A 15032-nucleotide genomic window follows, 5' to 3' on the forward strand; every position below is an offset into this window, starting at 1 on the left:
TGCGCTCGCGCGGTGGTTCAATGGGCCCGACGCGGCGGGCCGCCGGGCGTCGGGCTCAGCGTCTTCCCTTGAAGCCCATCATCTGCTGGACGACCGCCTCGCTCTCCTCGGCGATCGCGCCCTCCTGCGCCGCGCGATCGGCGCAGTCCTCGCAGACCTTCTTCTTCTTGGTTCCGACCTTGATCGTCTTGAGCTCGTCGACCTCGCTGTCGCACTCACGGCACGTGGGCATCGCCAGACCTTCCTTTCGCCGGGAGAGCATATCGCACGCGCGTCGGGCTCGTGCTCCCTCGCGACGCCCGGACCGCGGGGCTCGCCTGCCCGATGTTTGGCCCTGACGCGGTGCGCGGCCTACGCTCGACGCCCGTACGAAGGACCCTCAGGAGGAATGCATGGATCGAAGGCAGGGCGCGCGCGCGCAGGTCGACTTCCCCGTCTCGGCGCTCGTCGATGGCCACCGGCACCGGTGCCGCGCGATCGATCTCTCCCCCACGGGCATGATCGTCGAGCGCGCGCCCGCGCTCGCGGGCCGGGCGCTGCCCGCCGTCACCCCGTTCGAGCTCGACCTCGGGGTCGGGCGCCCCATCCGGCTGCGCGCCCGCCCGGTCTGGGACCGCGACAACCTGCTCGCCGTCCGGTTCGTGGTCATGAGCGACGCCGACCGGCTCACCATCGCCGAGCACCTCGACGAGAAGGCCCGGCGCCGCGAACCGCTCCACTGAGCCCCGGGTGAGCCCCGGGTGAACCACGGCGCGCTCGCGACCTCCGCGCCGCCCTCGACGCAATGCGCGTCTGCAAGGATGAAATCGCAGGAGTGCAACGGCCGGAGGATGCGCCCGGGACATCCGGCCGAGATCGCCCGGCATTTCGATCTTCTCGCGCTGGCACGTGAGCTGCAATCTCTCCAGCGAGCGTCGCTGGTGTGGCCTCTCCCCCCCCGGGCCCCGGCGACGCTTTTTTCATTTTGTCGCGTCGGCCGGGCAGGTCGACAGACCCGCCACGCACTCAGCGACCAGGAACGAACCCGGGCGAAGCGGCGCTAGCTAGAGCGGCGCTTTCCGCCGGCGCGCGGCGGTGATCGACGCGCGCGGGACGCTGGCGGCGGAGCGGCGGAGCTCGTCGAGCGCATGCTCGGGCAGGCGCGGCGGGCGCGGCGGGCGGGGCTCGTCGGCCCGCGGCGGCTCGTCGGCGCGGGGCTCGGCGAGGGCGGCCGGAGCGGTGGGGCGCGCGCCCAGGTACGGCCAGAGGCTGTCGCGGATGGGGGACGGCAGGACGTTCTCCAGGTACTCGAGCGCGGTCCCGCGGAGGTGGGCGTCGTCGGCGTGGAGCGCGCGGTAGGCGATCTCGAGCGGCTCGCGCTCGAGGCAGAGCGAGAGCACGCGGAAGACGTGCTCCAGGCTGCGGCTGGTCCGCTCGACGAGCAGGCGCTCGGCCGGGGGCGCCTCGCCCGCAGGGGCCGCGTTCGGGGGCTGGGCGTCCCACACCCGGCGGTCGATCTCGATCTCGCGCGTGGCCGCCTCGATCACGTCCTCGCGCCGCAGGTGGATCGGCGCGCGCTGCTGGAGCAGCCGCGCGAGCGCGACGCCGCAGCTGTAGCGCACCTCGAAGCGCTCGTCGGCGAGTCCGAGCATCAGCCCGTCGGCGGCGCGCTGGGTGGGGCAGGCCTGGAGCACGCGCGGGATGCGGCGCCGGACCGCGACGCTCAGGGACGGGTCGAGGAGCGCGTCGAGGAGCTGGCCGGTCGCGCGCTGGGCGACGGCGCGGAGCGCGCGGAGGGCGTCCGAGATGAGCCCCTCGCGCTCGAGGAGCGGGATCATGTGGGCGACGAGGGCCGGGTCCGGCTCCCGGGCGAGCGCGCGGCGGACGCGCTCGAGGTCGCCGGAGCGGAGGTCGGCCACGGTCGCGAGCACCGGATCGGTCGCGAGCGCCGCCGACGCGGCCCGCGCCGAGAGCGGCCCGTCGGGGGGCCGGCCGTCGCCAGCGGCCGCCCGGGGGCCGTCGCCGGGCTCGCGACCCGGCGCGGGGCCCGAGAGCGGCGCGCGGACCGAGATCGGCGGGCCGGTGTACGACGTGCGCTCGCCGTCTCCGCCCGGGGCGCGCCCGGCGCCCGGCCGCGCGGCCGCCCCCTTCCGGAGGGCGGCGAGCTCGGCGAGGACCTTGTCGCGGCTGAGCGCGTCGACGGTGCCGCTCAGGGTGCGGCGGGTGGTCGCGTCGACGACGTTCGCCGGGTCGAGCGAGACGGCGCCGGAGCGCAGGCTGCCCTCGAGCGCGGCGACGTAGCCCCGGTGCAGCCGCGGCGTGAAGAGCAGCGTGACCCCCGCGGCGGCCGTGCCGAGGCCGAGCAGGAGCGGCAGCGACCCGCCCGGCGAGAGCAGGAGCAGGACCATCGCGAGGCCGCTGCCCGCCGCGGTGCCGATGCGATCGAAGCCGACGTCGATGAGCGTCTTGATCGACCGCTTCTGGTCCGGGGGCAGCGGCGTGTAGAGCAGCTCGTAGCCCGACCGGAACAGCGAGTTCCGGAGCACCGCCTCGGTCGCGCGGACGATGGACGCGGCCCAGAGGCGCGGCGCGACGACGATGGAGAGCGAGCTCGCGAGGACGGCCGCCGGGAGGATGCCGATGGTGGCGGCGAGCCCGAGCCGGTCGAGCGAGAAGGTGGCGGCGAGCGTCTGCACGAGGAACGACAGCAGGCTCACCGAGAGGTGGAAGAGCGCGAAGAACGAGAGCAGCTCGTTGCGGTCGGTCATCGCGGCGGCGGCCTCGGCGCTGAGGGCCACGTCGAAGAGCGCGCCGCTGACCGCGCCGAGCCCGACGAGCACGGCGAGATCGCGCAGGTGGCTGCTCTCGCGCAGCGCGCCGAGGCCGGACGCGCTGGCGCCGGCGCCGGGGTCGGCGCGCACCTCCTCGCCGGCGGCGGCGCCGGCGGCGGCGGCGGCGCCTGTCGCGGCGCCTGTCCCGGCGGCGGCGCCGGCGGAGGAGGCGCGCGGGAGGCCCCCGCCGAGCAGGTGCGTGGTCAAGGCGGCCAGCGCGCTCGCCGCGGCGAGGGCGAGGAGCATCGTCGGGGCGTCCATGAGCTGGCTGGCGCGCCAGGCGAACAGGCCGCCGACCACGCCGCCGAACGTCCCGCCGCCCGCGATGCGCCCCATGGAGTGGCGCGCCGTGTGGGGGTCGAAGCGCTCGTTGACGAGCGACCAGAAGGCGGAGATGAGGGTCGCGCCGAACACCGCGACGTGCAGGTAGAAGACGAGGGCCGCCGCGCCGGGGGCGCGCTGGGCGAGGGCCCACTCCAGGGCGAGGAGGACCGAGCTCGCCGCGAAGGTGGCGGGGACGACGCGCGCGGGGGAGAGCTGGAGCAGGGCGCGCGAGATCAGGAGGACGGCGGCGAACGACAGCGCCGCGCCGGCGGCCATGACCTTGGGGACGTCCGCGGCGCCGAAGCTGGCCAGGAAGAGGGCGTCGCGGGTCGCCCGGCCGGCGACCTGCTGGGCGATCATCGCGCCGGACGCGATCGCCGCGATGAGGACGGGCCTGTCGCTCGCGCCTTCTAGATCCTTTGGCACCGGATCCCCTGGCATCCTAGGCGGGATCGGCCGCGAGCACGCGGGCGTCGGTCACGATGGTCCCGAGCGGGACGTCGCCCTCGGTCACCGGCACCTCGGCGATCAGCTGGAAGTCGAACGCGACGCCGACCGTCTCTGCCGGGGGAGAGAAGCGCGGGAGCGTGCTGTCGTAGTAGCCGGCGCCGTAGCCGATGCGGTGCCCTCGCGCGTCGATCTGGAGCGCGGGCACGACGATGACGTCGAGCGCCGCGGCCTCCTCGTCGGCCGGGTCCGGCTCGCGGAAGCCGAGGCCGCGCTCCTCCATGGCCTCCGGGTCCTCGACGAAGCGGAAGGTCATGCGGCGCGACTCGGGGTCGATGGCGGGGTACGCCACCCGGACGCCGCGGCCGCGGAGGAGCGGATCCAGCTCCCGGAGGTCGACCTCGTTGCGGTCCTCGATGGGGTAGAAGAGCGCGACCCGCCGGGCCGCGGCGACGGCCGGCAGCTCCGCGAGCGCGCGCTGGATCCGGCGCGATCGCTCGTGGATGGCGTCGCGGGGGATGGAGCTGCGGAGCGCCCGGGCGCGCTTGCGCAGCTCGGCTTTCGCGCGGTGGCGCAGGGCGGCCTCGGCGTCGGGGTCCATGGCTGGGTGCTTCCTCCGGCGCGCATCCTAGTCTCGCCCGCCGGAAATCCCGCCAGGGATTCCTGACAGGCGCCGCCGCCAGGGCGAGGGCGCGGGGTCCGCGGGACGTGCGCAGGGCGCCTACGGACGAGCCCGGTGGCACCGCTCATGCGCGCGGTGCAAACGCCTGGCAGCGCGCAGCCCACACCACGAGACGGGGGTGGATCTCCGGGTGCTCGCCGGGGTAGAAGCCGTGAGCGTCGGGAGGCGAGCGATGTTCTGGGAGGATTTCAAGAAGTTCGCGATTCGTGGCAACGTCGTCGACATGGCAGTCGGCGTCGTGATCGGCGCGGCGTTCGGCAACATCGTCAAGTCGCTCGTCGATCACCTGATCATGCCGCCGATAGGCCTGGTGACGGGCGGCATCGACTTCAGCCGGCATTACATCGTCCTGAAGGCGCCGAGCGGGCCCGGTCCGTACGCGAACCCCGAGGAGATGGTGAAGGCAGGCGCGGTCCTCCTTCAGTATGGCCAGGTCATCAACAACCTGGTGAGCTTCTTCATCGTCGCGCTCTGCGTGTTCCTGCTGATGCAGCTCATGGGGAAGCTCCAGAGGAAGCACGAGGAGGCGGCGACGACGAAGGAGTGCCCCGAGTGCGCGATGACCATCCCCATCAAGGCGGTGCGCTGCGGGCACTGCACGGCCGCGCTGAAGGCGGCGTAGGCCGGCGCGGGGAGAGCACCGCGTCCTGGACACGCCCAGGGCGTGCGCCGGAAGGGCCCCGGGCAGGTCCCGACATGCCCCCGGGCCTGCTCGACCAGGGCCGCGCTCAGCGGGCGGACAGGTGCGGTGCATCCTTGCGCTTGTACTCCGTGTCCCCCTCGGGCGACGGCGCCCCTCCTTCCCCGTCGCCCTCCTCCGCTCCCGCGGAGCGCTGCGCCGCCTCCGCGGTGACCATGGCGGCGAGGATGAGGAGCCCGCCGATGGTCGTTCTCAGGCGCCACGGCTCCACGCCGAGGGCGAGCGCGACCACCGCGGCGAAGATAGGCTCCGTGGTGAAGACCAGCCCTGCCTCCCAGGACGAGACCACCCGCTGCGCGGCATTCATCACGAGGTAGGCGATGACGGTGCAGAGGATCGAGGCGAAGCCGAGCGCGCCCCATACCCCCGGCAGGGCCAGCCCAGCCGTCGGAGCCCCGCTGATCGCCCACACCGCCGCGCTGATGAGCGTCGTCACCACGAACTCCACGAACGTGAGCGCCCACAGATCGTGGCGGCTCGAGCACCGGCCGGTCAGCACGATCTGACCCGCGTACGCGCACGCGCACCCGATGCTCAGAGCGTCCCCCAGATTCAGCGAGAGGGTCTGCGGATCGAGCGTGAGAATGCCGAGCCCGACGGAGGCGAGGACGATGGCCAGCCAGCCCGTCCTCGGCAGGCGCCAGCCGCCGAATGCCAGCAGCACGGGTACGAGGACCACCGAGATACCGGTCAGGAAGGCCGCGTTGCTCGGCGAGGTCCTCGCCAGCCCCGCCGTCTGGAGCAGGTATCCGGCGGCCAGCAAGAGGCCGAGCCACGCGCCGTCCCGGAGCGTCGACCGGGTGATCGCCGCCAGCATGCGCCTGCGGCCGAGCGCGAGGATCAGCGCCGCGGCCACGGCGAACCGGAGCGTCACGAAGACGTACGGATCGACGTCCTCGACGGCCTCGTGAATGATGGCGAACGAGGCGCCCCAACACGCGGTGACCGCGAGCAGCAGCACTGTCCAGAGACGACGAGGACTCACGTTGGGTTCCTGCAAGGTGGTGGCGCGCCCCGGGCCCGGGACACGCAGGTCGAGTCGGCCTACATGAAATCCTGGGCGGCATCCGCATCGATGAGGTTCACCGGGTTGTTCAGCGTATAGCCGTACAACCCCAGGTTCCCCGGACGGCGGCGCGGCCCTCCTGGCCGCCCGTCGCGCGCCCCTCGCTCGCGAGCGCGGCAGCGTCGCCGGCGAGCGCCGCCGCCATCCAGGGGAGCAACCGGTAAATAAAATAGCAATTACAAACGATGACAGGCGAGGAGTCGGCGCCTTGAAATGCGCCATGATCGCCGGCTCCACAGCACGATCCCGGCGCCTTCGACCATGCGCTCCGTTCGACCGAGCAATTCGGACTACATGGTTGCCGACAGCTCCGCTATCGTGCCGCGTTCCGATAGCCATCCTCTGCTCGCCCTCTCGACCGCCCGTGCGGCGCGGGGGCGGGTGACCACGCCGTTGACGGAGGTGACCTTGCGCAATCTCACGATAGGAGACCTGAAGCTCGCCCTGCGCGATCTGCTCGACGAGAGGGCCGACGAGCTGCGCCAGTCTGCAACAGGCAAGCTGTACGAGCCGCGGCTCAGGGCGAAGCAGAAGGAGATCGACAAGATCCCCGACGCTGCGGGCACACAGGCGCCGCTCGCCCGGGAGCTCTCGGAGGCGGACGTCCGGCACGACGGCCTCGGAGCGGCCATCTTCTTCCTGTGCAAGGCCATCGAGGCGCACCCCGCCTTGCCGGCGGCGCTCAAGGAGGCGGCGGCGAAGGCGCAGCAGACGTTCGTCCCGAAGCTCGAGGTGCTCCGCGCCCCCTACGCGGACGAAGCGTCGGCGGCGCTCGACAACCGGCCCGAGCTGACGCGGCTCAAGGCGGAGCTGAAGTCCGCGGCCACGCCCGGCGGCGGTACCCTGCACGACTGGGTCAAGGCGTTCATCGCCGCGGGCGACGACATCGACAGGCTCCTGCGCCGGCGCGCCACGCTCCTCGCGACGGGCGAGAACGCCGCGGCCACCGGCCCGCTCCGCGGCGCGGTGGTCGGGCTGCTGGGACGCTTCCGGGAGGCGCTCCGGGACGAGGTCCAGGAAGAGGGCAGCGCGCTGCCGGGGGACCACGAGGCGCGGCTGTTCGCCTACATCGACAAGCTGAACGCCGACCGCGAGCGGGGCGCGCGCGGGCGCGCGGCGCCGGAGCAAGGCGCCCCCACGCCTCCCAGCCCGCCGGCGGCGCCCGCCGAGCCTGCGCCGGCCGAGCCTGTGGTGCTCAGCGACCCGGGTCTGTAGTCAGCACAGGGTTCGCGACCTGCCCGGGGCTTGCGCAGCAGGTCCCAGGCGTGTCGCGACATGCCTTCCGCCTGCACGCGCAGGGCCCGCCTAGCTCCCGACATGCCCGCCGCCTGGTCGGCGAGGCTCCCACCCATGTCGCGACATCCCCGCCGCCTGGCCGGCAACGCCCCTGCCCATGTCGCAACATCCCCGCCGCCTGGTCGGCGAGGCTCCCGCCCATGTCGCGACATCCCCGCCGCCTGGTCGGCGAGGCTCTCGCCCATGTCGCGGCACGCCCGCCGCCCGCTCGGCCAGGCCCCTGCCCATGTCGCGACATTCCCCCATCTGTTCGCCGAGGCTCTTGCTCATGTCCGACATGCCCTCCGCGCGCTCGACCACTCCCCTGCCCGAGTCCCGACGTGCCCGCCGCCTGCTCGGGCCGGTGGTGCCCTGACGAGGGCAGCGGTCTTCGAACCTCGTGACCACCTTCCTCCTCGGCGCCCCCGCAGCCTAGGATGCGCCGGTGCCAGTCCCCCCGCAGCAGGGCAATTTCGTGCGCGTGCGCTCGCGCCTCTACCTCGTCGACCAGGTCGCGCAGGACGCGCCCGACGAGGACGCCGTCGTCCACCTCTCGTGCCTCGACGACGACGCGCAGGGCGCGCGGCTCTCCGTGCTCTGGCAGAGCGAGGTCGACGCGCAGATCGTCGACGCGGCGAGCTGGCGCGAGGTCGCCGCCCGCGGGCTCGACGCGCCGCGCACGTTCGCCGCGTACCTGAATGCGCAGCGGTGGCACTGCGTCACCTCCACGCGGCCGCGGCTGTTCCAGGCGCCGCACCGCGCCGGGATCGAGCTGCACGCTTACCAGCTCGAGCCCCTCCGCAAGGCGCTGCTCCTCCCGCGGGTCAACCTCTTCATCGCCGACGACGTCGGGCTCGGCAAAACCATCGAGGCAGGGCTCATCCTCCGGGAGCTCCTCATGCGCCAGCGCGTGCGCCGCGTGGTCGTCGTGGCGCCGCCCTCCGTGGTCGTCCAGTGGCGCGAAGAGCTCGAGTCCCGCTTTGGCCTCTCGTTTGTGATCCTCGACCGCGACTTCGTCGCGAAGAAGCGCCGGGAGCGCGGCTACTCGGTCAACCCGTGGCTGACCCACAACCTGTTCATCGTCTCCCACGCCCTCGTGCGCGACGAGGCCTACGTCGCGCCGCTCCGCGCCTGCCTGCAGAAGGACGGCGGCGGCTCGATGATGATCCTGGACGAGGCGCACAACGCGGCGCCCGCGAGCGGCGCGAAGTACGCCGTCGACTCCAAGCTCACCGGCGCGGTGCGCGAGCTGGCCGAGCTCTTCGAGCACCGGCTCTTCCTCTCGGCGACGCCGCACAACGGGCACTCGAACAGCTTCACCGCCCTGCTCGAGATCCTCGACCCGCAGCGCTTCACGCGCGGGATCCCGCTCGACGAGCCGCAGCGGCAGCTCGAGCCGATCATGGTGCGCCGCCTCAAGTCCGACCTCCGCGAGGTGAAGGTCGCGTTCCCCCGGCGCGACGTGAAGCAGATCACCATCGACGGCCTGCCCGACGACGCGCCGGAGCTCGTGCTGTCGCGCATGCTCGAGCAGTACCGCGAGCTGCGCGCGCGCCGGCTCGCGCGGGCGTCGCGGAGCGCGCAGGCGGCGGCCGGGCTCCTGGACATCTCGCTGCAGAAGCGGCTCCTCTCCTCGATCGAGGCGCTCCGCTGCACGCTGCTCACCCACCGCGATTCGCTCCGCAAGGCGCGCGAGAAGAAGCAGAAGGAGCAGGGCGCCCGGTCCCCCGCGCCGCCCGCGCCGATCCGCGAGGATCAGCTCGACCTCCTGCGCGAGGCGCCGGGCGCCGACGACGAGCGGGCCGGCGTCGGCGAGGACGAGCTGCGGCGCGAGGAGAGCGCGCAGGTCGAGGCTGCGACGCGCGCGTCCAGCGAGGCGACCGAGGCCGAGGAGCTCGCGTTGCTCGACCGCATGATCGAGGTCGCCGAGGCGCACGCGAGCGCACCGGACGCGCGGATCGAGCGGCTCCTCTCCTGGATCCGGGAGCATCTCTGCCCGGACCTGCCCGCGCGCGGGGTCCAGCCCGCGAGGCCCGCCCGCTGGCTCGACCGCTGCAAGGGGCGGGATCACGCGGCGCGCGTCCTGATCTTCACCGAGTACACCGACACCAAGCGCTACCTGGAGCAACAGCTAGGGGCCGCGCTCGCCTACACCGACCGCGGCGAGGAGCGCGTCGAGGTCTTCCACGGCGAGATCGCCGACGAGGCGAAGCGCGAGGAGATCAAGCGGGCCTTCAACGGTGATCCGGCCGAGCACCCCGTGCGCGTCCTCATCGCCACCGACGCCGCGCGGGAAGGCGTCAACCTCCAGAGCCACTGCGCGGACCTCTTCCACTTCGACGTCCCGTGGAACCCGAGCCGGATGGAGCAGCGCAACGGGCGCATCGACCGCAAGCTGCAGCGCGAGGAGGTGGTGACCTGCCACTACTTCCTGTTCGCGCAGCGCGCCGAGGACCGCGTGCTCGAGGTGCTCGTCGAGAAGACGAACACGATCCAGAAGGAGCTCGGCAGCCTGGGGTCGGTCGTCGAGGGGGAGCTCCTGCGGCTGCTCTCCAGGGGCATCCCGCTGCGACAGGCCGCGGCGCTCTGCGGAAAGATCGGCGCGGTGACGGGGGCGCCCGCCCCGGACGAGCTCGAGGCCTCGCGCGAGCGGCGCGCGCCGCTCGAGAAGCAGCTCGCCACCCTCCGCGAGTTCCTCGAGCAGTCGCGCGTGCACCTCGGCCTCCGCGGCGGGGACCTGGAGCGCGCCCTCTCCGAGGCGCTCCGGCTGCTCGGCGCCGAGCCGCTGCGGGCCCTCGACCCTGCGCGCGACCGGCTCCCCTCAGGCAAGCCGGTGCCGCCCAGCGCGTTCGCGTTCCCGGCGCTGGACCGGCTGGCCGGCGCCGACCCGGGCTGGGCAGAGCTCCTCGACACGCTGCGCGCGCCCGAGCGGCCGCGCGACGTCGACCTCCGGGCATGGCGGCGGGAGGCGAAGCTCCGGCCCGTCGTCTTCGCGGACACCGGCACGCTCGGCGCCGAGGTCGTCCACCTCCACCTGGAGCACCGGATCGTCCAGCGCCTCCTCGGGCGGTTCCGGTCCCAGGGGTTCCTCCACAACGACCTCTCGCGCGCGACCGCCGTCGTCATCGACGAGGCCGAGCCGAAGGTGGTGCTGCTCGGGCGCCTCGGCCTGTACGGGGACCACGCCTCCCGCCTGCACGAGGATCTCATCCTGGCGGCCGCGCCCTGGGTCGCGCCCGTGGTGCGCAAGAGCAGGCTCCGCGGGATGGGGCTCGACCACCACGACGCGCTCCTGCGGCAGATGGATGACGCGCTCGCGCGCGGAGAGCGCCCGCACGACAAGGTGAGGGAGGACCTGGCGGCGTCCGCCGAGCGCGACGTAGAGGAGCTCCTGCCGCTGCTCGTCCAGCGCGCCGAGTCCGCGGGCAAGCGCGCCGAGGAGGAGCTCGGCAAGCGCGCGGCGAAGGAGGCGGCCGACATCCGCAAGGTGCTCGAGGCGCAGCGCGCGCGCATCCAGAAGCACCACGACGAGCCCCAGCAGGAGTTCCAGTTCACCGAGATCGAGCGGCGCCAGATCGCGTCGGAGCGCGCCTTCTGGGAGGCGCGCCTGCGCACCATCGACGCCGAGATCACGTCGGAGCCGCAGCGCATCGACCGGGCCTACCAGGTGCGGGCGCGCCGCCTCGACCCGCTCGGGCTCGTCTACCTCTGGCCGAGGACAGGCTGATGGCAACCAGCACGACCGCCGCGCACAACCGCGATCTCCAGGCCCACAAGACGTGGCTCGGCCTCCTCGAGGGCCAGCGCGTCGGCATCGTGGTCACGCCGCCCGCCCTGGTCGCGGCGCAGGCATACGCGAACGCCGACGTCATCCCTGTGCAGGACGCGCTGCTCGCGCTCCTGACCGACAAGCCGCGCGACCTCCGGGACGCCATCGCCGAACGCTGGGGGGAGAGCGGCGACGTGGTCCTGAAGCGGCTCGGCCCCTTCTGCGAGGCGGTGCTCGGCTGGCGGCCGGACGACCTGCGCCCTGTCGCGCCGGACGACGCGCGCTGGTCGGTGCACCTCCGCGAGCAGCGCGAGACGCTCTCGCCGACGCACGTCCTGATGGACCCCGACGCGCGCGGTGAGCAGCCCGCCCCGCTGCTCCTCGTGCGCGAGGAGCCGACGAACACCGATCTCGACGCGCTCCCGCCCGAGCGCGAGGACGGCGGCGGGTGGCGCGCGAGCCCCCAGACGCGCTTCGAGCGGCTGCTGCGCGATACGGGGGTCTCCCTCGGGATCCTCTTCAACGGGGCCAGCCTCCGGCTGGTGTACGCGCCGCGCGCGGAGACCCCCGGGTACATCACGTTCCCGGTGCGGGCCATGTGCGAGGTCAGCGGGCGCCCCATCCTCGCCGGCCTGGTGATGCTGCTGCACGAGAGCCGGCTCTTCACCGGCCCGAAGGCGCAGCGGCTGCCGGCGATCGTGGTCGAGAGCCGCAAGTACCAGAGCACCGTCTCGACCCAGCTCGCCGGGCAGGTGCTCGACGCGCTCCACGCCCTGGTGCGCGGGTTCCAGGCGGCCAACGAGGTCGACCCGCGCGGGCGCGGCGAGCTCCTGCGCGAGGTGATGGTCGAGGACCGCGCCCAGGTGTACGGCGGGCTGCTCACCACGCTAATGCGGCTGGTCTTCGTGCTCTACGCCGAGGACCGCGCGCTCCTGCCCGCGGGCGGGATCTACCCCGGGAGCTACTCGGTCACGGGGCTGTTCGAGCGGCTGCGGGAGGACGCGGGCCGGCACCCCGACACGATGCACGCGCGGTACGGGGCGTGGGCGCAGCTGCTCACGCTGTTCCGGGTGCTGCACGACGGCGCGCGCGCCCGGGAGATGCAGATCCCGGCGCGCGCGGGGCGCCTCTTCGACCCCGACGTGTACCCCTTCCTCGAGGGGCGCGCCCACGGGACGCGCCGGGCGAAGGGCGAGCGGCTCACGCCGCCGCTCGTGTCGGACGGTGTGATCTACGAGGTCCTCGGGCTCTTGCTGTACCTCGACGGGGACCGGCTCTCGTACCGGTCGCTCGAGGTCGAGCAGATCGGCTCGGTCTACGAGGCGATGATGGGGTTCACGCTCGAGCAGGCCACGGAGCGCTCGATCGCGGTCCTGCCGCACCACGTGGTGATCGACCTGGAGGAGGCGCTCGCGCTGCCGGAGGCGGCGCGCGACAAGCTCCTCGTAGAGGCCGGCTGCAAGCTCGCCGACGCCGCGCAGAAGGCGTGGAAAGCCGCGAAGACCGAGGCCGCGCTGCTGGCATCGCTCGGCCGCAAGGTCTCGCCGCGGACGCCGGACGTGCTCCCGCAGGGGGCGCTCTACCTCCAGCCCACCGAGGAGCGGCGGCGGTCGGGGAGCCACTACACGCCGCGCGAGCTCACCGAGCCGATCGTGCGGACCACCCTTCAGCCGCGGCTCGACGCGCTCGCGGGGGGGAAGACGCCGCGGGCCGAGCAGATCCTCGCCCTCAAGGTGTGCGACCCTGCGATGGGCTCGGGCGCGTTCCTTGTCGAGTCGTGCCGCTTCCTCGCGGCCGCGCTCGACGCCGCGTGGGGCGAGCACGGGGATGCCCCGGTGATCCCCCCGGACGAGGACCGCGAGCTCCACGCGCGCCGGCTGGTCGCGCAGCGCTGCCTCTACGGCGTCGACAAGAACCCGTTCGCGGTCGATCTTGCGAAGCTCTCGCTCTGGCTCTTCACGCTCGCCAAGGACCACCCGTTCACGTTCCTCGACCACGCCCTCCAGCAGGGTGACTCGCTGGTCGGGCTGTCGAAGGAGCAGATCGCTTGCTTCGACTGGAAGGACATGGGCAAGCCGTCGCTCCTGCTCCGGCCGCGCCTCGCGACCGTGCTGAAGGCGGTCGAGCAGAAGCGCGCCGGGATCCACGCGCTCGGCGACTCCACCGATGTGGCGGAGAAGTCGCGGCTGTTCGGCGACGCGGAAGACCTGATTGCCGACGTGCGGGCGATCGCCGACCTCGCGGTGCTGGCGTTCTTCTCCGAGAAGAAGGACGCAGCGCGCGAGAAATACAGGAGGCGCCTCGGCGATACCGTGGTGGAGCCGTTCCTGTCCGGGCGGCTCGACGGACATACGCTCCGCGAGCAGGCGGACGGGCTGCGCACGCTTGCGCCACCGGTGACGCCGTTCCACTGGGAGCTCGAGTTCCCGGAGGTGTTCGCGCGGGAGAACCCAGGGTTCGATGCGTTCGTGGGGAACCCTCCGTTTGCGGGTAAGAACACCCTTCTGGCCACCGGCGGCCCATTCGCGGTCGACTGGCTCAAGACATTACACGAGGGCTCCCACGGAAACGCGGATCTGGTCGCCCACTTCTTCCGGCGAGCGTTCTCGTTGCTCAGACGCACAGGGACGTTCGGCCTCATCGCCACGAACACCGTGGCCCAAGGCGATACGCGAGGGACAGGACTGCGCTGGATCGTGCAGCATGGCGGGACCATCTATGCTGCCAGGCGCCGCTACAAGTGGCCGGGAGCTGCCGCGGTGATCGTGAGTGTGGTGCACGTCCAGCGCGAGGGGATCACCTTGGCGCCGCAGCTGGATGGCAAGGCCGTGCCTCGCATCTCGGCATTCCTGGTTGCTAGCGAGGTTGACGCAGACCCTGCTGCGCTCGCTGCGAATCAGGGGCGCAGCTTTGTGGGAAGCTACGTGCTCGGCATGGGATTTACGTTCGACGACACGAACAAGAAGAAGCGCGCCAACAGCCTGGCCGAGATGAAACGCTTGTTCGAGAAGGACCCACGAAACGCAGCACGGATCTTTCCTTACCTCGGCGGCGAAGAGCTAAACACGAGTCCAACCCATGCGCATCATCGTTACGTGGTCAACTTCGGGCAGCTGACCGAAGAAGAAGCACGGCGGTGGCCGGATTTGATGGAGATCGTCGAGCGCAAGGTGAAGCCTGAACGCATGAGAAACAAACGCGAAGTGCGGCGTCGTTACTGGTGGCGCTTCGGAGAGCACGCGCCCGCCTTGCATAAAGCGCTCAACGAAAAAACCCGAATAATCGCAAACTCACAAGTAAGCGCATGCCACGCATTTGCATTCCAACCAACCGACAGAGTTTTTGCTCATACACTCAACATATTCGCACTCGACTCGAACAGTGCATTCGCCGTGCTCCAAGCGCGCCCTCATGAAACCTGGGCACGCTTCTTCGCCTCATCGATGAAGGACGACCTCCGCTACACGCCCTCGGACTGCTTCGAGACCTTCCCCTTCCCCGAAGGTTGGCAGTTCAATCCCGTGCTCGAGGCGACCGGCAAAACCTATTATAACTTCCGCGGCGCCCTGATGGTGACAAACGACGAGGGCCTCACCAGGACCTACAACCGCTTCCACGACCCCGACGACCGCTCCCCCGAGATCCTGAAGCTCCGCGCGCTCCACGCCGAGATGGACCGCGCGGTGCTAGACGCGTACGGCTGGCAGGACATACCGACAGCCTGCGAATTCCTTCGCGTTCACGACAACGGGGCCGAGGACGACGACGAGGGCGGCAAGAAGCGCAAGCAAAAGCCCTACCGCTACCGCTGGCCCGACGAGGTCCGCGACGAGGTCCTGGCGCGGCTGATCGAGCTCAACCGTGTCCGCGCGGAGGACGAACGCAAGCGCGGGGTGGCGGTGGCGCGCGACGCGCGCAAACTGGACGAGGAGGAGGACGACGATGGCGATGACTGAAGC

At 72.2% G+C, this 15032-nt stretch carries 9 protein-coding genes; 5 read left to right on the plus strand and 4 right to left on the minus strand.

What is annotated here, in order from left to right; translation table 11 throughout:
- Positions 1–55: 55 nt before the first annotated feature.
- Positions 56–232 (minus strand): hypothetical protein, encoded by a 177-nt coding sequence (locus WME85_RS41960; RefSeq protein ID WP_020740062.1) that lies wholly within the window; start codon positions 230–232, stop codon positions 56–58.
- Positions 233–392: 160 nt separating this feature from the next.
- Here WME85_RS41960 and WME85_RS41965 point away from each other — a divergent pair, with 160 nt between their 5' ends.
- Positions 393–722 (plus strand): PilZ domain-containing protein, encoded by a 330-nt coding sequence (locus tag WME85_RS41965; RefSeq protein ID WP_437829635.1) that lies wholly within the window; start codon positions 393–395, stop codon positions 720–722.
- A gap of 321 nt (positions 723–1043) precedes the next feature.
- Here WME85_RS41965 and WME85_RS41970 read toward each other — a convergent pair whose 3' ends face one another.
- Together WME85_RS41970 and WME85_RS41975 are read right to left on the minus strand one after the other, a co-directional pair.
- Entirely contained in the window at positions 1044–3560 is a 2517-nt protein-coding gene (locus WME85_RS41970; protein WP_437829638.1) for a hypothetical protein, read from the minus strand.
- 16 nt (positions 3561–3576) lie between these two features.
- Positions 3577–4182, minus strand: coding sequence for a 5-formyltetrahydrofolate cyclo-ligase (locus WME85_RS41975; protein ID WP_437829641.1), 606 nt, complete (start codon positions 4180–4182; stop codon positions 3577–3579).
- 253 nt (positions 4183–4435) lie between these two features.
- On the opposite strand from WME85_RS41975, the gene mscL reads away from it, so the two are divergent.
- The gene (mscL, locus tag WME85_RS41980) at positions 4436–4885 is read left to right on the plus strand and encodes a large conductance mechanosensitive channel protein MscL (protein ID WP_437829644.1); all 450 of its coding nucleotides are present in this window, start codon (positions 4436–4438) and stop codon (positions 4883–4885) included.
- Positions 4886–4991: 106 nt separating this feature from the next.
- Here the strand turns inward: mscL and WME85_RS41985 are convergent, their stop codons facing one another.
- Positions 4992–5948, minus strand: a complete 957-nt coding sequence (locus WME85_RS41985; protein ID WP_437829646.1) for a DMT family transporter — start codon at positions 5946–5948, stop codon at positions 4992–4994.
- Positions 5949–6431: 483 nt separating this feature from the next.
- On the opposite strand from WME85_RS41985, the gene WME85_RS41990 reads away from it, so the two are divergent.
- The 3 genes from WME85_RS41990 (at position 6432) to WME85_RS42000 (ending at position 15029) form a co-directional block, all read left to right on the plus strand.
- Complete coding sequence (locus tag WME85_RS41990) at positions 6432–7244, plus strand: hypothetical protein (RefSeq protein ID WP_437842516.1); 813 nt, start codon at positions 6432–6434, stop codon at positions 7242–7244.
- 505 nt (positions 7245–7749) lie between these two features.
- A complete protein-coding gene (drmD, locus tag WME85_RS41995; RefSeq protein WP_437829649.1) occupies positions 7750–11031 on the plus strand; it encodes a DISARM system SNF2-like helicase DrmD in 3282 nt (1093 codons plus the stop codon).
- Positions 11031–15029 carry an Eco57I restriction-modification methylase domain-containing protein gene (locus tag WME85_RS42000; protein ID WP_437829652.1) on the plus strand — a complete coding sequence of 1333 codons (3999 nt, stop codon included), beginning with the start codon at positions 11031–11033 and terminating at the stop codon, positions 15027–15029. Before drmD ends, WME85_RS42000 begins: the two co-directional genes overlap by 1 nt.
- Positions 15030–15032: the final 3 nt, after the last annotated feature.

It is taken from the genome of Sorangium sp. So ce1153 (assembly GCF_051521595.1).
Classification (GTDB): domain Bacteria; phylum Myxococcota_A; class Polyangia; order Polyangiales; family Polyangiaceae; genus Sorangium.

Bases quoted from the DNA above. Each gene is read 5' to 3' on its own strand.
- WME85_RS41975 (WP_437829641.1), bottom strand. From the start codon at position 4,182: ATGGACCCCGACGCCGAGGCCGCCCTGCGCCACCGCGCGAAAGCCGAG.
- WME85_RS41965 (WP_437829635.1), top strand. From the start codon at position 393: ATGGATCGAAGGCAGGGCGCGCGCGCGCAGGTCGACTTCCCCGTCTCG.
- WME85_RS42000 (WP_437829652.1), top strand. From the start codon at position 11,031: ATGGCAACCAGCACGACCGCCGCGCACAACCGCGATCTCCAGGCCCAC.
- WME85_RS41960 (WP_020740062.1), bottom strand. From the start codon at position 232: ATGCCCACGTGCCGTGAGTGCGACAGCGAGGTCGACGAGCTCAAGACG.
- mscL (WP_437829644.1), top strand. From the start codon at position 4,436: ATGTTCTGGGAGGATTTCAAGAAGTTCGCGATTCGTGGCAACGTCGTC.